This window comes from Micropruina sonneratiae (assembly GCF_025972045.1).
In the GTDB taxonomy this organism is placed as follows: Bacteria; Actinomycetota; Actinomycetes; order Propionibacteriales; family Propionibacteriaceae; genus Micropruina; species Micropruina sonneratiae.
This window is the reverse complement of the sequence record NZ_JAPDHX010000001.1, coordinates 991,319-1,007,568: the sequence shown is the minus strand read 5'-3', so window position 1 is coordinate 1,007,568 and position 16,250 is coordinate 991,319. Positions and strand designations below refer to the sequence as shown.

Here is a 16,250-nt window from a genome sequence, read left to right as displayed (position 1 = left end):
CAAAAGGGAACCGTCCCCATTTCAGGCCGGGTGGCCTGAATGGGGACGGTTCCATTTCAGGTCAGAACGGCCAGACGACCGGTGACCACGCACATCGCCAGCAGTGCCAGCTGGGGCGACGAGCCACCGACCACGTTCAGCAGGTACCCGGCGATCAGGTCGGCCGCCCCGGTACCGATGAAGGCAGTGGACAGCGGCATCAGGCCGGTGGCCAGCACCACGACGAGGCCGGCCAGCACCACCAGTGCGCGCTTGGCGCCGGTGCCCAAAGGCACCGAGCGGCGCAGCACCGCCGGGTCGTTGACGACAAGCAGTTCGGGGTCGGCGGTGTCGCGCACCAGATGCTGCCGGCTGCCGCTGAGCAGCAGCGCGTCGCCGGCCTGCAGCACGGCGTCCGATGCGCTCAGCGGCCGGCCGGCCCGCTGCACCCCGAGCACGACCAGGTCACCGGACGGGGTGCTCATGCCGGCGAACAGGTGCTGTCCGATCAGTTGCGAACCCGGTGCCAGCACGACCTCGCTGAAACCCCGGCCGCCCTGGGACCAGTTCGCTGGCGTCCGGGAGCTGGTACTGGCTGCGCAGAAGCTGCACGCGAACGCTCAGGTCGGACGGGATCGCCGACGGGGTGCGCTCGGGGAGCAACCGATCGCCCAGCAGCAGGATGATGGCCACGGTGCCGGCCAGGGCGGGCAGTCCGGCCAGGGCGAACTCGAAGAAGGCGAAGGGGCGCGCGCCGGCTCGGCCGCCGCATCGCTCACCACGATGTTGACCGGCGACCGTCAGCGCGAGCAGCGATCCGGCGCTGCCTGCGAAGGCGAGCGGCATCAGCAACCGGCTGGGCGCGAACCCGGCCCGCAGCGCCACGACGACCACCACCGGCACCAGCGCCGCGACGGCACCATTGAAGCTGATCAGCGCCGTCAGAACCGCGATCAGGGCCGACACCATTCGAGCGGCACCCGATTGGACACGAACGCCACCACGGCCAGTGCCAGGATGATCAGCACCATCGTCACCGGATCCATCCGGCCCTCTATTCCCAATCCTCACACCGCCCGACGCCGGTGGTGCGGGCTCGGCGCCCGGCGTCGGGAGCCGATTCGAGCGGGCGGGACGTCCGGCGTAGAGTGGTTTTTAGTCGATCAGTCAAAAACTCAGGAGTTGCTTCAGCAGTGGGCCGAATCGTGTTCATCGATTTCGACGGAACCTTCGCCGATCGGGGGGTGATCCCCGATCAGCACATCGATGCGGTGCGCGCCGCGCGACGCCGCGGACACCGCATCGTGCTGTGCACCGGACGCCCCAAGGCGCTGGTCACCCCCGATGAACTGGCCCTGTTCGACGGCCTCGTCGGGGCGGCCGGCGGCTACGTCGAACTCGACGGCGAGGTGCTGAGCGATCGCCGCTTCCCCGCCGAGTTGGCCAGGCGCGCGATCGAGGTGCTCGACGCCCATCACGTCGTCTACCTGCTCGAGGGGCCCCAGGCCGTGTACGCCCGGCGTGGGTCGCTGCAGAGGATCAGGGACCTGTTGCACGTCGAGGTGGACGGCGAGCCGCTCACCGGCAAGGCCGGTCACGACATCCTGGCCGCCATCGAAGAGGTCGACGACCCCGGGGCATGCTCGTTCGCCAAGATCACCGCCTTCGACGCCGACGCGCCGATGCCCGAGATCGCGGCGGAACTGGCACCGGAACTCGGCCTGGTGCCGAGCTCGCTGGCCGCCCTGGGCGACCGTGCGGGCGAGCTGTTCATGGCCGACCTGAACAAATCCGTCGGCGTGGAGGTGATGACGCAGCGCCTCGGCATCGACCGAGCCGACATCGTCGCGATCGGAGACGGTTACAACGACCTCGAGATGCTCGAGTACGCCGACACCGCGGTGGTGATCGCGGGCGCCCCGGAGCCCGTCCTGGCCGTGGCCGACCTGGTGATCCCGCCGCCCGAGCAGGCCGGCCTGGTCGAGGGATTCGCCCGGCTGGGCCTCACCGCCTGACCTGGACGCGGACCGCAGGAACCGTCCCCACGGTCCGGAAGTACCGCAGACTAACGTCCCCACGGGTCCGGGTGTGGACCAACCCCTCGAGAAACCTGTCCCGCTTGCCCTGCAGCGATGACCGGAAGCCGGCGTAGTAGCTGTCCGGAAGGCGCAGCGCCTCGGCGACCGCCGGCTGGAAGGGGGCGCCGTTGACGAAGGTGAGGAACTGCTTGGCGGCACGGACCGCGCCCACCAGGTCGGAAGGACCCGTCGCCCAGCCGATCTTCCAGCCGGTCGCCGAGAACGTCTTCCCGGCGGACGACAGCGTCACGGTCCGCTCCCCCATGCCCGGCAGCGCCGTCAGCGGCAGGTGCGCGACACCGTCGAAGGTGAGGTGTTCGTACACCTCGTCGGTGACCACGATCAGGTCGGCGAGCCAGCTCGGTGATGAACGCCAGATCGTCCGGGCCGAGCACCATGCCGGTCGGATTGTGCGGTGAGTTGAGTAGCAGCAGCCGGGTGCGCGGGCCGATGGCGTCCGCCAACCGCTGCCTGGGTAGGGCGAAGTCGGGTGGCTCGGGCCGGACCGGTCGCCGCACTCCCCCGGCCAGCGCCACCAGGGCCGCGTAGGAGTCGTAGTAGGGCTCGAGCAGCACCACCTCGTCGCCGGGTTCGAGCAGTCCCAGCATGGCGGCCGCGATGCCCTCGGTGGCCCCGGCCGTGACCAGCACCTGCGTGTCGAGATCCAGTTCGATGCCGTAGAAGCGCCGCTGGTGTTCCGCGATCGCCTCACGCAGGGCAGGCATCCCGGGTCCGGGCGGTTACTGGTTGGCTCCCTCGGAGATCGCCCGCCGCGCCCGTTCGAGCATGGCGGCGGGACCGTCGTAGTCGGGAAATCTCTTACCCAGGTTGACCGCACCGGTGCGCTGGGCGTGTGCGGACATCTCGGCGAAGATCGTGGAGGTGAAGCCGGTGAGGGCCCGATTCATCGGCCCCGGGTCATGACGCAGCGCGTCCCTTCCACCACATCCAGCCGAGGGTGACGATCAGCGACCCGATCAGCCCGGCTGGTCGCAGTTCGATGCCGTCACCGGAGACCAGGCTGGAGAGCAGTCCCCCGACGAACGAGCCGCCGAGGCCGCACCCGAAGGCGACGGGCCAGTTGATGCCACGCCGTGCGCCGAGGATGACCTGGGCTGCGGCGCCCACGAGCATGCCGGACAGAATCAGCCCGATGATCAACATGGCGAGACCCTAGTGGCGGGCCGACGACTTCCCCGGCCAGCCTCGATACGGACGCCGGTGGCTCGCCTGGCGCGACGGTCAGGCGATCCTGGCCAGCAGCAGGCGAAACTCGGAGTGCGGATGCTCGTCCGTGCGTCCCTGCAGGTGACGGGGCTGAATGGGCCGCAGTGCCAGGTTGCCGCCACAGTTGGGGCACGCATGCTGGGCGAAGGTGGCGACGCACTCCGCGCACCAGGTGCATTCGAACGAACAGATGTAGACCCGGTGGTCATCCACTGCCAACTCACGGCCGCAGCGCTCACAGCTGTGGCGGTACTCCAACATCGACCCTTGTCCCCTCTGGCGGTCCGTCCCGTGCCAGGGAAAACGGATCGGCACCCGCCGCACGCACCCCAAAGGTGGGCGGCAAGGTGCCAGTGTTGTAGACGATCCTGACCGGGCCGTTCCAATCCCCCCGGTTTGGAGCGACCCAGTCAGTGTCGTCGTCATGTCCCCCCGACATCGACGACACTAGCCAAGGGTTGTTGGCATGTCAGTCACCCGTGCGAGTGACTCGCCCGAGGGTCAGGAGTCACCAGCCGGTCAGCGCACTCCGCGCATCAGTTTCAGCACCGGTTTGGTGCACACCAACAGCACGACGCCGACACCGATCGCGATCAGGCCGAGCACCGAGAAATAGGGCGTCTCGTTGGACGGGTCGTACAGCTTGGCGAGCTCGCCGGAGATGGCGGTGCCCAGCGAAACGGACAGGAAGAACAGCGCAACCATCTGCGTGTGGAACGAGTCCGGCGCGAGCTTGGTGGTGACCGACAGCCCGACCGGTGACAGCAGCAGTTCGGCGACGGTGAAGACGAGCAGGATGCCGACGACGGCCAGTAGCGGGGTCGAGTTCTCGGCGCCGCCGGCGAAGGGCAGGAACAGCAGGAAGGCGCAGCCCATCACGATGGCAGCGAGCGCGAACTTGACCGGTGTCGAGGGCTGACGATCGCCCAGCCGCGTCCACACCCAGGCGAACACGCCGGACAGCACGATGATGAAGACCGGGTTGATCGACTGCACCCAGGAGACGGGCATCTCCCAGCCGAACAGGTTGCGGTTCAGCCGGGTGTCGGAGTACACCGTCAACACGGTGAACTGCTGCTGGTACAACGACCAGAAGGCCACCGAGGTCAGGAACAGGGGGACGAAGCCCCACACCCGGGAGCGCTCGTCGGCGGTGATGCGGCTGCTGGAGAGGATCACGGCGAAGTAGGCGATCGAGGCGGCGATCACGGTGTAGATGACCACGAGGGCCAGGTTGTCGGCACGGATCACGCCGGTCAGCACCAGCACCACGATCAGTACCAGGGCGCCGGCGGCCAGCCCACCGATCAGCGGGTACCGGTCGCGAGGCAGCGGGTTGGGGATCTCACTGGCTGTCGCAGGCAGGTGCCGGCGTCCGATCGAGTACTGGACCAGCCCGGCGGCCATGCCGAGCGCGGCCAGCCCGAAGCCCCAATGGAAGCCCAGCTCGCTCTGCAACAGGCCGGTGAGCAGCGGCCCGAAGAACGCGCCCAGGTTGATTCCCAGGTAGAACAGCGAGAACCCGGCGTCACGGCGGGGGTCCTCGGCGGAGTACAGCGTGCCGACGACGCTGGTCGCGGTCGCCTTCAACCCGCCCGAACCGACGGCGACCAGCACCAGGCCCACCCCGACCCCGATGAAACCGGGCAGCGCCGCCAAAGCGATGTGACCCGCCATGATCACCACGGCGCTGACGAACAGGACCCGCTCGGCGCCCAGGATGCGATCGGCGATCCAGGCACCCAGGATGGTCGACAGGTAGACCGCACCGCCGTAGGCGCCGACGATGCCGGCGGCGGTGGTTCGGTCCATCCCGAGCCCGCCCTCGGTGGCGGTGTAGTACAGGTAGATGAGCAGGATGCCCTGCATGCCGTAGAAGCTGAAGCGCTCCCACATCTCCACGCCGAAGATGTGGACGAGGGCGCGCGGCTGACCGAAGAAGCGGGTGTCCGCTGCGCCGGAGGCGGGCGAATCGCGCATGGGGGTGGGATGAGTGTCGCTCATGAGGGCACGCTAGACCTCCCGGCAACGGTTCGGTCGGGCCCGACACGGTTGCACCCGGCTTCCCGGCGCTGCGACGACGAGTCACGCCCGCCCTCACACCCCCCGCCACGGCGAGTCAGCTACGACCGCCGACCTCGGCCCTCACCAGCCGCCACCCGCCCTCGACCTGGGCGACCAGGCCCTGTTCGGCGAGCCGATCGAGCAGTGCGAGGCAGCCGGGCAGGGAGACCCCCGCCCGCAGGGACACCTCGCCCGCGTCGCGCCGCCCACGGGCGGGCAGTGCCTCGTAGACGGCCAGCTCGTCGGGACTCAACTCGTCGAGACGCCTGCGCTGATCGGGCCTGGGGACGGGCGCCCGGCCGAGTGGGGCCAGCAGTTCCAGCACGTCGTCGGGGCCGGTGCAGAGCACGGCCTCGGCCTCGCGGATGAGGCGATGCGGCGTCACCGAGGTGGCGCTGTGCACCGGCCCGGGCACCGCCGCCACCACCCTGTGCAGGGCACCCGCCCAGCTCACGGTGTTGCGTGCCCCGCTGCGCCAGGCGGCCTCGACGATCACGGTCACCGGCGAGAGGGCGGCGATCAGCCGGTTGCGGGCCAGGAAGCGGGCCCGGGTGGGATGTTCGCCCGGCGGCAGCTCACTGACCAGCAGGCCCTGCCCCGCGACGCGCTGCAACAGGCTTGCGTTCCCGGGCGGGTACGGGCTGTCCAGACCGCCGGCCATCACGGCCGCGGTCGGTGCGTCGGTGGCCAACGCCCCGCTGTGGGCGGCCGCATCGATACCGTACGCTCCCCCGCTCACCGTGCTGACCCTGTGCAGTCCCAGCCCAGCGGCAAGGTCGGTGGCAACCGACTGCCCGTACGCCGTGGCGGCGCGCGAACCGACGATGGCAACCGACGACGCGCACGTCGTCGCCAGATTCGGCTCGCCCTTGAGCCACAACCCGAACGGGACGCCGCCCATCTCCTGCACCGGTTCGACCTCGGCCAGGTCTCCGAGGCAGTCGGGCCAGTCGTCATCGCCGGGGACGACGAAGCGCAGCCGGTTGACCTTCGTGGCCCGCTGCACCGCGACGAGGTCGACCGACCGGGCGCGGCGGGACCAGCGCGACTTCGAGTCGGGGGCTTGCAGAGCGGCGATCACCGACTCGGCCCCGTGCTGCGCCACCAGCCGGGTGAGTTCGAGGTTGCCCGGCTCGACGGCGCAGCACAGCGCCATCCTCGCGTCACGCTCGGACATCGGCCACCTCCGACAGGTCGAGTCCGTGTCGCATGGCGAGCGCGGTGTGCAGGTGCTCCCGCCGCGGCCGGTCCGCCCCGGCGAGATCGGCGATGGTCCAGGCGAGCCGGATCACCTTGTCGACCCCGCGCGCGGAGAGCCGGCCGCGGGCCACGGCGTCCTCGAGCAACTCGCTGCCGTGCGGCAGAGGCAGGGTGCGCCGCAGGGCCGAGCCGGGCACCTCGCCGTTGGTCCGCCAGCCGTGACCGGCGAGTCGGCGGCGTTGCCGGGAGCGGGCCTCGGCGACGCGCTGCGCGACGTCCGCGGACGGTTCGCCGGCTGCGGTCGCCGCCCGCAGATACGCCCGGGACATCGGCCGCACCTGGTGCCGGATGTCGATCCGGTCGAGGATGGGGCCGGAGATCCGTTCGGTGTAGCGACGCACCGCCATCGGCGCGCACCGGCATTCGGCACCTCGGACGCCGGCGTTGCCGCAGGGGCACGGGTTCGAGGCGAGTACCAGTTGGAAGCTCGCCGGGTAGGTCGCTTGCGCCGCGGCCCTGCCCAGCACCACCCGGCCGGATTCGAGCGGCACCCGTAGTGCCTCGATCACCCGTGGGGAGAACTCGGGAGCTTCGTCGAGGAAGAGTACGCCGTTGTGGGCCCGGCTGATGCTGCCCGGCATGGCCACCCGGGCACCGCCTCCGACGATACTCGCCAGCGAGGCCGTGTGGTGCGGGTCGGCGTACGGCGGCCGGGTGATCAGGCCGTCGGCCAGCGGGACGCCGGCCAGCGAGTGGATGGCCGACACCTCCAGCGCGGCAGCGGTGTCGAGTTCGGGCAGGATGCCGGGAAGTCGCTCGGCGAGCAGCGTCTTGCCCACCCCCGGCGGGCCGTGGAGGTGCAGATGGTGGCGTCCGGCGGCTGCAACCTCGAGCGCCCACTTCGCCTCGAGCTGGCCCACCACGTCGATGAGATCCTTCACCGGCGCAGCGCCGCCGGTGACCTCGGTGGTACTGGGTGGGGCGGGCTTCGGGGTGCCGCCCAGCAGCACCGCCACCAGGTCGGGCAGGTCGTTCACCCCCCACAGCGTCAACCCGCCCACCAGGGCGGCCTCACCCAGCTGCTCGGCCGGGACCACCGCCGACGTGAAGCCGGCGGCCGCCGCGGCCAGCAGGGCGGGCAGCAGGCCCCGGACCGCGCGGACGCGTCCGTCGAGGCCCAGCTCACCGAACAGCACCAGCCGTTCGAGCACCGTGCGGTCGAACCGGTCGTCGGCGGCGGCGACCGCGGCGACGATGGCGAGGTCGAAGTGACTGCCGGCCTTGGGCAGAGTGGCCGGGGACAGGTTCACCGTGACCAGCTGCTGGGGCCAGCCCAGCCCGTGGGCGTGCACCGCGGCCCGGCAGCGCTCGCGCGCCTCGGCCAGGGCCGCGTCCGCCAGCCCGACGATCACCATGCGCGGCAGACCCCCGCCGATCGCCGCCTCGACCTCGACCATCGTGCCCTCTACGCCCACCAGCGCCACCGAGAAGGCACGTGCCGGCGTCACTGCCCGACCCCTTCCAGATGGGTGACCCGGGGGCGGCCGTCGCGCGGCAGCAGGACGCCGATCGCGTCGAGCCGGTAGCGCGGCACCCACCGCGGCTGCTCACCCAGCCAGGTGAGGGCGAGCCTGCGCAGGCGCGCCAGCTTCGCCGCGGTGATGGCCTCCAGGGGGTCGCCGAACCCCGTGCCGGTGCGGCATTTCACCTCGCAGAAGACCAGCACGGGTGTCGGGTCGGCCGTGTGCGCGATGATGTCGACCTCACCCAGCGAGCAGCGCCAGTTGCGCTCGATGATCGTCCAGCCCCGCGTCACCAGGTGATGGACGGCCGCGAGCTCACCCGCTCTCCAGACAGCATTTCGTTCCACACCTTCACCTTGAGCACCAAGGCGGAAAAGTGTTCAAAATCGTCGGCGAGGGGTCTCGGGCATGACCATGAGATCCCGGGGCAAGCCCGGGTCACCCACCACGTTCACGCTCGACCAGGGCCCGGGACGACGTCAGAAGGGGTGTCGACCAACGTGGGTCAGAGGTTCTCGGGGACCTTCAGTTCGCTGTGTGCGATCTCCTCGATGGAGACGTCGCGGAAGGTGAGCACCTTGGCCGACTTCACGAAGCGGGCGGGCCGGTACATGTCCCACACCCAGGCGTCGCCCATCGACACCTCGTAGTAGACGTCACCGCCCTCGGTGCGAACCTTCAGGTCGACCGCGTTGCACAGGTAGAAGCGACGCTCGGTCTCGACGGCGTAGGTGAAGATGCCGACCACGTCCTTGTACTCCCGGTACAACTGGAGTTCAAGTTCGCTCTCGTACTGTTCAAGATCCTCGGCGCTCATAGCGGTGCCACTCTATACCTCTGCGCAGCACCCACCCCGAGCTCCCCGTCGTCCGGTCCGGCCGCCGCGTCGGGCGTCCGGCGAGCCACCGACGCGGCCGCCCGGCGGACGTTGACGAAGCAGTTGCGGTGGATCTCGCAGGGCCCGTGGGCGTCCAGATGACGCTGGTGCAGCGGCGTGCAATACCCCTTGTGGATGTCGAACCGGTAGTGCGGCCACTGGTCATGCGCCTGACTCATGATCCGGTCGCGGGTGACCTTCGCCACGACGGACGCCGCCGCGACGCACCCCGCCACCGCGTCCCCCTTCCAGACCGCCAGCGAAGGCGTTCCCAGCCCGTCCACACCGAAGCCGTCGGTGAGTACGAAGTCTGCAGCGGTGTCGAGCCGGAGCACCGCGCGACGCAGGGCCTGGAGATTGGCCACGTGCATGCCGAGCCGGTCGCACTCGGCCGGCTCGATCAGCACCACCGACCAGGCCACCGCCTTGGCCATGATCTCGTCGTAACAGCGTTCCCGCTGGGCCGGGCTGAGCAGCTTGGAGTCCCGGAGCCCGCGCACCTGTGCGCCGGGAGTGCTGCCCAGGATCACCGAGGCCGCCACCAGCGGTCCGGCGCAGGCGCCGCGCCCGGCCTCGTCGGCCCCGGCGATCAACCCGAAACCGGCCCGGCGCAGCGCACGCTCGTAGCCGTAGAGTCCAGCGTCCCGGCGCAGCACGAAGGCCATGGAAGCCTCAGCAGACGGGTATCTCGCCGGTGATCACCGGCTTCGCTGAGGCGGGTGACGTCGGTCCAGGAACCCGGGCGAAGGTGTCCGGGCGCGACAACGTGCGCCATCGATCGAAGGGGTAGACGACCGCCACCGCGGAGCCGACGACGTTCTCGGTGGGCACGAAGGCACCCATGCCATCGGTGCCCTCGTCGAGGTGACAGCGGGAATCCTGGGAGTTGTCCCGGTGGTCGCCCATCACGAAGATTCGTCCGGCCGGCACCACGACATCGAACGGCATCGCCGACGGTGCGACCACCGTGCCGCCCTCGGAATAGAGGTAGCTCTGCTCGTCGAGCGGCTGGGTGTTCACCGTCACCCGGCCCTGCACGTCGCAGCACGTGACGTGGTCGCCGGGCATCCCGATGACTCGTTTGATCAGGTGGTTCGAACTCTCGTCCGGGGCAAGCCCGATGAAGATCAGGGCCTTTCGCACCGGGTCGGTCTCTTCGGCCGGGTCGGCGAGCCAGCCCTGGGTGTCGCGGAAGACCACCACGTCGCCGCGGGACCAGCCGGCCACCTTCTGCACCATGACCCGGTCGCGGATGAGCAGCGTGTTCTCCATCGATCCCGACGGAATGACGAACATCTGGGCGACGAAGAGCCTCAGTAGGGTGGAGGCGAGCAGGGCGCCGACCACCACGATGGCGATCTCCTTGGCCCACATGCCGGCTACCCGCCCGGCCGAGGGCCGCGTGGAGGGTGATTCACTCACCGCGTGGGCCTCCTGACTCGCGCGTCGTCATGACCCGGGTGGGATCAGCGCTCGCGCTTCTCCTTGATCTTGGCAGCCTTGCCGCGCAGACCGCGCAGGTAGTACAGCTTGGCGCGCCGGACGTCGCCGTGCCGCTCGACCTCGATCTTGTCGATGATCGGGGAGTGCAGGGGGAACGTCCGCTCCACACCGGTGCCGAAGCTCACCTTGCGGACGGTGAACGCCTCGCCGATGCCGCTGCCCGTGCGGGCGATCACGGCACCCGCGAAGACCTGGATGCGGGACCGGTTGCCCTCGACGACCTTCACGTGCACCCGCACGGAGTCGCCGGGCCGGAACTCGGGGATGTCGGAGCGAAGGGAGGCCTGGGCGACCTCGGCAACGAGCTTGTTCATGTCAATATCCTCGCCGGTGCCACAGGACACCTCGTGGTTCTCATCGTGGAAGGGCCGTCGCCTTCCCCCTGTGGCAGGGGCGTACGGCACCGAGGATCAAGTCTGCCACAGGCACTCCCCCGGGCCGAAATCGGGCCGGACCGGCACCTCGGGGCGTACGCCGGGCGTCCGCCTGTCGGACCTGCCGGGACGCGCCTCAGCGACCCAGCCCCGGGAACAGCGCCAGCAGGCCGGCGGCGACCATCTCGACGGCGATGGCCGCCAGGATCATGCCCATCAGCCTCGTCATGACGGTGCGGAGCGTGTCCGACAGGTGGGCGCCGATGGTGCCGGCGAACCACAACACCACCAGCAGCAGGGCGAGGACGACCACCACCGCGGAGCCCACGGCCACCTGACCCCCGAGGCCACCTGCTCCGGTGAGCACGATCAGGGAGGTGATCGTGCCCGGACCCATCAACAACGGAAAGGTGATCGGGTAGAAGGAGACGTCGCCGACCTGGGCCTGGGTGGCCTGGTGGCGCTGCTCGTGGGCATTGCCGCTGTGCACCGCGCTGGCGCCGTTCAGCAGGCCCAGGGCGATGGTCATCAGCACGATGCCGCCGGCGACCCGGAAGTCGTTCACACCGACGCCGAAGAAGCCCAGCACGGCCCGCCCGCCGACCAGCACCACGGCGGCCATCACCAGGCTGTACAGCACCACCCGGATCGCGGTGCGACGCCGCCGGGCCTGGTCGTAGCCGTCGGTCAGGCTCAGGAACATCGGCAGCGCGGCCAGCGGGTTCATCACCGCGAACAGCGCGCCGAGGGCTTTCAGGAACAGTGCGACGTCCACGGCGTCCATCCTGCCGCAGTCGCGTGGCGGCACGCCTCGGGATCACCGTGGGACGGCACGGCGGAGGAAATGACACGGCCGGCCGACCCTTGGGTCGACCGGCCGGGGTGGTGAGCCGGTCCGGACGGGCCGGTGTCACCCACCGTCTGGGGTTACTTGCCGTCGGGCTTGAACAGCGCGTGCATCAGGTCGCGGTTCAGCTGGCTGATCGTGTCGAGCGGGATCCCCTTGGGGCAGACCGCGGCACACTCGCCGATGTTCGTGCAGCCGCCAAAGCCCTCGGCGTCGTGCTGGGCCACCATCGACTTCACCCGCGACCAGCGCTCGGGCTGGCCCTGCGGGAGCATCGCCAGGTGGGTGATCTTGGCCGAGGTGAACAGCATGGCCGAACCGTTGGGGCAGGCCGCCACGCAGGCGCCGCAGCCGATGCAGGTCGCGGCGTCGAAAGCGCGGTCGGCGTCGACCTTCGGCACCGGGGTCGCGTTGGCGTCCTGAGCGGCCCCGGTGTTGACCGAGATGTAACCGCCGGCCTGGATGATCCGATCGAACGCGGTGCGGTCGACCACCAGGTCCTTGATCACCGGGAAGCCACCGGCCCGCCAGGGCTCGATGTCGATGGTGGCACCGTCGGCGAACGACCGCATGTGCAGCTGGCAGGTGGTGGTCGGCACGGGCGACGATCCGCGTCCGTGTGCCGAACCGTTGATCACCACGCCGCACATGCCGCAGATGCCCTCACGACAGTCGTGGTCGAAGGCGACCGGCTCGATGCCCTCGACGGTCAGCTTCTCGTTGAGCAGGTCGAGCATCTCCAGAAACGACATGTCCGGGCTGACGTCGGCCAGCTGGTAGGTCTGCATGGCGCCCTGGGCGTTCGCATTCGCCTGCCGCCACACCCGCAAGGTGATGTTCACTTGTAACTCCGTTGCTTCAGCTCGATGTACTCGTATTCCAGCGGTTCCTTGTGCAGCACCGGGTTCGCACCGTTGTACTCCCACGCGGCCACGTAGAGGAATTCGTCGTCGTGCCGCAAGGCCTCACCGTCGGGGGTCTGCGACTCGGCCCGGAAGTGACCGCCGCAGGATTCGCGACGGTGCAGCGCATCGATGCACATCAACTCGCCCAACTCGAAGAAGTCGGCGACCCGGCCGGCCCGCTCGAGGGTCTGGTTGAACTCCTCGTTCTCGCCGGTGACCTTCACGTCGCGCCAGAACTCGTCGCGCAGCTCACGGATCAGGCCGAGCGCCTTGGTGAGCCCCGCCTCGGTGCGCTCCATGCCGCAGTACTCCCACATGATGTGACCGAGCTCCTTGTGGAAGGAGTCGACGGTGCGGGAGCCGTTGACCGACAGCAGCTTGTTGATCCGCTCCTTGGTGGAGTTCACCGCCGCCACCACCTCCGGATGTTCGGGCGTCAACTTCGGGAACGGCCCGTCGGCCAGGTAGTCGTTGATCGTGTTCGGCAGCACGAAGTAGCCGTCGGCCAGCCCCTGCATCAGGGCGGACGCCCCGAGCCGGTTCGCGCCGTGATCGGAGAAGTTGCACTCGCCCGTGGCGTACAGGCCGGTGACGGTGGTCATCAGGTCGTAGTCGACCCACACCCCGCCCATCGTGTAGTGCACCGCCGGGTAGATCCGCATCGGCACCTCGTAGGGGTCCTCGGCGGTGATCTGGGCGTACATGTCGAACAGGTTGCCGTACTTGGCCGAGACCGCGTCCTTGCCGATCCGCTTGATCACGTCGGCGAAGTCGAGGTAGACGCCGCGGCGCACCTGCTTGACGGTGCCGTCCGGCTGCGGTTCGGCGACCGCCGGCCCGACGCCGCGGCCCTCGTCGCACATGTTCTTGGCCTGCCGCGACGCGATGTCGCGCGGCACCAGGTTGCCGAACGCCGGGTAGATCCGCTCCAGGTAGTAGTCGCGGTCCTCCTCGGGGATCTGCCGGGGATCCTTGTCGCAGTCCTCGGCCCGCTTCGGCACCCAGATCCGGCCGTCGTTGCGCAGCGACTCGCTCATCAGGGTCAGCTTCGACTGCGTCTCGCCGTGCACCGGGATGCAGGTCGGGTGGATCTGCGTGTAGCAGGGATTGCCGAAGTAGGCGCCCTTGCGGTGCGCCCGCCAGCCTGCGGTGACGTTGCAGCCCATCGCGTTGGTGGACAGGAAGAACACGTTGCCGTAGCCGCCGGTGGCCAGCACCACGGCGTCGGCCAGGTGCGATTCGATCTCGCCGGTCACCATGTCACGGGCGACGATGCCGCGGGCCCGGCCGTCTACGACGATCAGCTCGAGCATCTCGTGCCGCGCGTACATCTTCACGGTGCCGGCCGCGACCTGACGCTCCAGGGACTGGTAGGCGCCGATCAGCAGCTGCTGACCGGTCTGGCCACGCGCGTAGAAGGTGCGCTGCACCTGGACGCCGCCGAACGAGCGGTTGTCGAGCAGGCCGCCGTACTCGCGCGCGAAAGGGACGCCCTGCGCGACGCACTGGTCGATGATCGACGCGCTCACCTCGGCGAGCCGGTACACATTGGTCTCCCGGGCCCGGTAGTCGCCGCCCTTGACCGTGTCGTAGAACAGCCGATAGGTGGAGTCGTTGTCGTTTCGGTAGTTCTTGGCCGCGTTGATGCCGCCCTGGGCGGCGATCGAGTGGGCCCGGCGCGGGCTGTCCTGGTAGCAGAAGTTCAGCACGTTGTAGCCGGCCTCACCCAGTGACGCCGCCGCGGCGCCGCCGGCCAGGCCGGTGCCGACGATGATCACCGTCAGCTTGCGCCGGTTGGCCGGGTTGACGAGCTTGGCCTCGAACTGCCGCTTGGCCCACTTGCCCTCGATCGGGCCGGCCGGCGCCTTGGTGTCACGCAACTCGGACCCATCGATCCACAGCCGGCCCTCGCCCGCGCTGCTGGCCGGGGCCTCTTCGATCGTCTGCGTCGCCATCGCTCCATCCTTCTCAACGGTCGTGTGCTTGTGCTCCTGGCCGCGGGCGCTGCGGCCGCGCAGGCCCAGCCGTTCCAGGATCGGGGTCGCCATCAGCGCACCCCTCCGATCAGCACCGCGACCGGCGCGATCATGAAGCCGACGTACAGGATGACGGCGACCGCCCAGGCGATGATGTTCCACCACTTGCGGGTGGTGGCGGAGGTGTTGGCGCCGAGCGTCGCGAAGGCGCTCCAGAAGCCGTGCCGGACGTGCATGCAGACGGTCACCATCCACAGCGCGTAGGCGAGCACCAGCCACCACTGCTCGAACGAGACCACGAACATCTCGTAGGGGCCGGCGCCGCTGTTCCAGCCGGTCTTGATCACCTGGGCGGTGAACTGCAGCAGGTGGAAGACCAGGAAGCCGGCCAGGATGACGCCGCCCCAGCGCATGGTGCGCGCGGCGTAGGTCTGCTGCAGGGGCTTGGAGGTCACGTACTTGGTGCCGCGGGCCCGGTGCGCGCGGCCGGTCAGAACCGCCGCCGAGTAGATGTGCAGCACGATCGCCGCGAGCATCACGAAGCGGAAGATCCAGATGAACCAGCCCGACGGGATCAGCGGATAGAGGATGTCGCCCTTGAGCCAATGGGCGTAGTGATCGAAGGCTTCGGCACCCAGGAAGACCTTGAGGTTGCCGTACATGTGCATCAGCAGGAACCCGACCATGATCAGACCGGTGATCGCCATCATGACCTTGAGGATCACTGATGAGCGCACGGCCCGCGCATGTGGGGAAAGAGTCGTCGTCGCCACGGGCACCACACTATTCCCGATGAGTCTGCTTGTCGGGCGCATTGCGAAAGTGACGCAGACTGAGACGCGCGGTCTCGCGCGGGCTCAGTGCTCCCCTCGGGCATAGGTGAGGCCAGCCTTCGGATGGCCGCCCAGGATGTCGTCGAGGCTGACCAGCGTGTAGCCCTTGGCCCGGATCTTCGTGATCAGGGTGGGCACCGCCTTCACCGTCCAGGGATGGATGTCGTGGGCCAGCACGATCGCCCCGGGGGCGAGCTGCGGCATCGTCACCGAGACGATCTTGGCCGGCTTGTCGTACTGCCAGTCGAGGGCCGCCGCGCTCCATAGCACCACCGCCTGACCCTGCCGTCGGGCGACATCGTCCACCCGGGCGTGGTGCAGGCCGTAAGGCGGACGCAGGAAGCGTGGGCTGACGCCGGTGACGTTCCGGATCAACCTGGTGTTCCCAACAATCTCCCGCTTGACGGCCGCGGCGCCGAGCTTGGTCAGCATCGGGTGGCTGACGGTGTGGTCGGCGATCGTCATGCCGGGGGTACTGGCGATCCGCCGCGCGACGCCCGGATGCTGCTTGATCATGTTGCCTACCAGGAAGAAGGTTGCCGGCACGTTCTCCTTGACCAGGGTGTCCAGCAGGCCCTCGGTGAGCGGGCCCGGGCCGTCGTCGAAGGTGAGGGCCACGCACTTCTTCTTGCGGCAGTCCACCTGGGCCGGCGCGGTGGCGCTGGACGTGGACGTGGTGGTGGCCCGGGTGGACGTCGGACCGGCGCCGGGCGAGCCGCCGGTCGGGACCGACGTGCGTGCGGGCGTCGGCGAACCGTCGGCGCTTTGTTGCTGGGCGGCGCAGCCCCCGATCAGCAGGGCGAGGGTGCAGGCGAGCAGGGCCGGGAACAGCCGGAAAGGGGTGGGTGCCACCGGACCAGTGAA

General features: G+C 69.4%; 20 protein-coding genes and 1 pseudogene. 1 reads left to right on the top strand and 20 read right to left on the bottom strand.

Annotation, left to right across the window (positions count from 1 at the left end):
- Positions 1 to 56: 56 nt before the first annotated feature.
- Entirely contained in the window at positions 57 to 464 is a 408-nt protein-coding gene (locus OIE40_RS05045) for a hypothetical protein (RefSeq protein WP_264700600.1), read from the bottom strand.
- A complete protein-coding gene (locus tag OIE40_RS05040; RefSeq protein WP_264700598.1) occupies positions 445 to 948 on the bottom strand; it encodes an SLC13 family permease in 504 nt (167 codons plus the stop codon). The genes OIE40_RS05045 and OIE40_RS05040 overlap by 20 nt, the downstream gene beginning before the upstream one ends.
- 224 nt (positions 949 to 1,172) lie before the next feature.
- Here OIE40_RS05040 and OIE40_RS05035 point away from each other — a divergent pair, with 224 nt between their 5' ends.
- Positions 1,173 to 1,994, top strand: coding sequence for an HAD hydrolase family protein (locus tag OIE40_RS05035; protein ID WP_264700597.1), 822 nt, complete (start codon positions 1,173 to 1,175; stop codon positions 1,992 to 1,994).
- Here the strand turns inward: OIE40_RS05035 and OIE40_RS05030 are convergent.
- From OIE40_RS05030 to OIE40_RS04945, 18 genes and pseudogenes are all read right to left on the bottom strand, one after another.
- Positions 1,984 to 2,397: an aminotransferase class I/II-fold pyridoxal phosphate-dependent enzyme gene (locus tag OIE40_RS05030; protein ID WP_264700596.1), complete on the bottom strand. Its 414-nt coding sequence runs from the start codon at positions 2,395 to 2,397 to the stop codon at positions 1,984 to 1,986. The two genes, OIE40_RS05035 and OIE40_RS05030, sit on opposite strands and share 11 nt — an antisense overlap.
- Before the next feature lie 67 nt (positions 2,398 to 2,464).
- Positions 2,465 to 2,782 (bottom strand): annotated as a pseudogene (locus OIE40_RS05025) (aminotransferase class I/II-fold pyridoxal phosphate-dependent enzyme); the annotation flags it as partial.
- Positions 2,783 to 2,797: 15 nt separating this feature from the next.
- Positions 2,798 to 2,965, bottom strand: a complete 168-nt coding sequence (locus OIE40_RS05020) for a hypothetical protein (protein WP_264700594.1) — start codon at positions 2,963 to 2,965, stop codon at positions 2,798 to 2,800.
- 10 nt (positions 2,966 to 2,975) lie between these two features.
- Positions 2,976 to 3,221, bottom strand: coding sequence for a GlsB/YeaQ/YmgE family stress response membrane protein (locus OIE40_RS05015; protein ID WP_264700593.1), 246 nt, complete (start codon positions 3,219 to 3,221; stop codon positions 2,976 to 2,978).
- A 78-nt stretch (positions 3,222 to 3,299) separates the two neighbouring features.
- Positions 3,300 to 3,545, bottom strand: coding sequence for a DUF1272 domain-containing protein (locus tag OIE40_RS05010; RefSeq protein ID WP_264700591.1), 246 nt, complete (start codon positions 3,543 to 3,545; stop codon positions 3,300 to 3,302).
- A 258-nt stretch (positions 3,546 to 3,803) separates the two neighbouring features.
- Complete coding sequence (locus OIE40_RS05005; RefSeq protein WP_264700590.1) at positions 3,804 to 5,288, bottom strand: peptide MFS transporter; 1,485 nt, start codon at positions 5,286 to 5,288, stop codon at positions 3,804 to 3,806.
- Between the two features lie 115 nt (positions 5,289 to 5,403).
- Positions 5,404 to 6,525: a DNA-processing protein DprA gene (dprA, locus tag OIE40_RS05000; protein ID WP_264700588.1), complete on the bottom strand. Its 1,122-nt coding sequence runs from the start codon at positions 6,523 to 6,525 to the stop codon at positions 5,404 to 5,406.
- Complete coding sequence (locus OIE40_RS04995; protein ID WP_264700587.1) at positions 6,512 to 8,056, bottom strand: YifB family Mg chelatase-like AAA ATPase; 1,545 nt, start codon at positions 8,054 to 8,056, stop codon at positions 6,512 to 6,514. The genes dprA and OIE40_RS04995 overlap by 14 nt, the downstream gene beginning before the upstream one ends.
- Positions 8,053 to 8,418, bottom strand: coding sequence for a YraN family protein (locus tag OIE40_RS04990; RefSeq protein WP_264700585.1), 366 nt, complete (start codon positions 8,416 to 8,418; stop codon positions 8,053 to 8,055). The genes OIE40_RS04995 and OIE40_RS04990 overlap by 4 nt, the downstream gene beginning before the upstream one ends.
- 158 nt (positions 8,419 to 8,576) lie before the next feature.
- Positions 8,577 to 8,888: a DUF2469 domain-containing protein gene (locus OIE40_RS04985; protein WP_264700584.1), complete on the bottom strand. Its 312-nt coding sequence runs from the start codon at positions 8,886 to 8,888 to the stop codon at positions 8,577 to 8,579.
- Positions 8,885 to 9,613, bottom strand: a complete 729-nt coding sequence (locus OIE40_RS04980) for a ribonuclease HII (RefSeq protein WP_264700582.1) — start codon at positions 9,611 to 9,613, stop codon at positions 8,885 to 8,887. The genes OIE40_RS04985 and OIE40_RS04980 overlap by 4 nt, the downstream gene beginning before the upstream one ends.
- A gap of 7 nt (positions 9,614 to 9,620) precedes the next feature.
- Positions 9,621 to 10,370, bottom strand: a complete 750-nt coding sequence (gene lepB, locus OIE40_RS04975) for a signal peptidase I (RefSeq protein ID WP_264700580.1) — start codon at positions 10,368 to 10,370, stop codon at positions 9,621 to 9,623.
- Between the two features lie 44 nt (positions 10,371 to 10,414).
- Positions 10,415 to 10,765 carry a 50S ribosomal protein L19 gene (gene rplS / locus OIE40_RS04970; protein WP_264700579.1) on the bottom strand — a complete coding sequence of 117 codons (351 nt, stop codon included), beginning with the start codon at positions 10,763 to 10,765 and terminating at the stop codon, positions 10,415 to 10,417.
- Between the two features lie 196 nt (positions 10,766 to 10,961).
- A complete protein-coding gene (locus OIE40_RS04965; protein WP_264700577.1) occupies positions 10,962 to 11,600 on the bottom strand; it encodes a MarC family protein in 639 nt (212 codons plus the stop codon).
- A gap of 152 nt (positions 11,601 to 11,752) precedes the next feature.
- Positions 11,753 to 12,514 (bottom strand): succinate dehydrogenase/fumarate reductase iron-sulfur subunit, encoded by a 762-nt coding sequence (locus OIE40_RS04960; protein ID WP_264700575.1) that lies wholly within the window; start codon positions 12,512 to 12,514, stop codon positions 11,753 to 11,755.
- Complete coding sequence (locus OIE40_RS04955) at positions 12,511 to 14,532, bottom strand: fumarate reductase/succinate dehydrogenase flavoprotein subunit (RefSeq protein WP_264700689.1); 2,022 nt, start codon at positions 14,530 to 14,532, stop codon at positions 12,511 to 12,513. Before OIE40_RS04955 ends, OIE40_RS04960 begins: the two co-directional genes overlap by 4 nt.
- Before the next feature lie 92 nt (positions 14,533 to 14,624).
- Positions 14,625 to 15,290 (bottom strand): succinate dehydrogenase cytochrome b subunit, encoded by a 666-nt coding sequence (locus OIE40_RS04950; protein ID WP_264700573.1) that lies wholly within the window; start codon positions 15,288 to 15,290, stop codon positions 14,625 to 14,627.
- Positions 15,291 to 15,410: 120 nt separating this feature from the next.
- On the bottom strand, positions 15,411 to 16,238 hold the full coding sequence (locus OIE40_RS04945; protein WP_264700572.1) for a polysaccharide deacetylase family protein: 828 nt from the start codon (positions 16,236 to 16,238) through the stop codon (positions 15,411 to 15,413).
- Positions 16,239 to 16,250 lie beyond the last annotated feature (12 nt).

Bases quoted from the DNA above. Each gene is read 5' to 3' on its own strand.
- OIE40_RS05045 (WP_264700600.1), bottom strand. From the start codon at position 464: ATGAGCACCCCGTCCGGTGACCTGGTCGTGCTCGGGGTGCAGCGGGCC.
- OIE40_RS05040 (WP_264700598.1), bottom strand. From the start codon at position 948: ATGGTGTCGGCCCTGATCGCGGTTCTGACGGCGCTGATCAGCTTCAAT.
- OIE40_RS05020 (WP_264700594.1), bottom strand. From the start codon at position 2,965: ATGAATCGGGCCCTCACCGGCTTCACCTCCACGATCTTCGCCGAGATG.
- OIE40_RS05015 (WP_264700593.1), bottom strand. From the start codon at position 3,221: ATGTTGATCATCGGGCTGATTCTGTCCGGCATGCTCGTGGGCGCCGCA.
- OIE40_RS05010 (WP_264700591.1), bottom strand. From the start codon at position 3,545: ATGTTGGAGTACCGCCACAGCTGTGAGCGCTGCGGCCGTGAGTTGGCA.
- OIE40_RS05005 (WP_264700590.1), bottom strand. From the start codon at position 5,288: ATGAGCGACACTCATCCCACCCCCATGCGCGATTCGCCCGCCTCCGGC.
- dprA (WP_264700588.1), bottom strand. From the start codon at position 6,525: ATGTCCGAGCGTGACGCGAGGATGGCGCTGTGCTGCGCCGTCGAGCCG.
- OIE40_RS04985 (WP_264700584.1), bottom strand. From the start codon at position 8,888: ATGAGCGCCGAGGATCTTGAACAGTACGAGAGCGAACTTGAACTCCAG.
- OIE40_RS04980 (WP_264700582.1), bottom strand. From the start codon at position 9,613: ATGGCCTTCGTGCTGCGCCGGGACGCTGGACTCTACGGCTACGAGCGT.
- rplS (WP_264700579.1), bottom strand. From the start codon at position 10,765: ATGAACAAGCTCGTTGCCGAGGTCGCCCAGGCCTCCCTTCGCTCCGAC.
- OIE40_RS04955 (WP_264700689.1), bottom strand. From the start codon at position 14,532: ATGGCGACGCAGACGATCGAAGAGGCCCCGGCCAGCAGCGCGGGCGAG.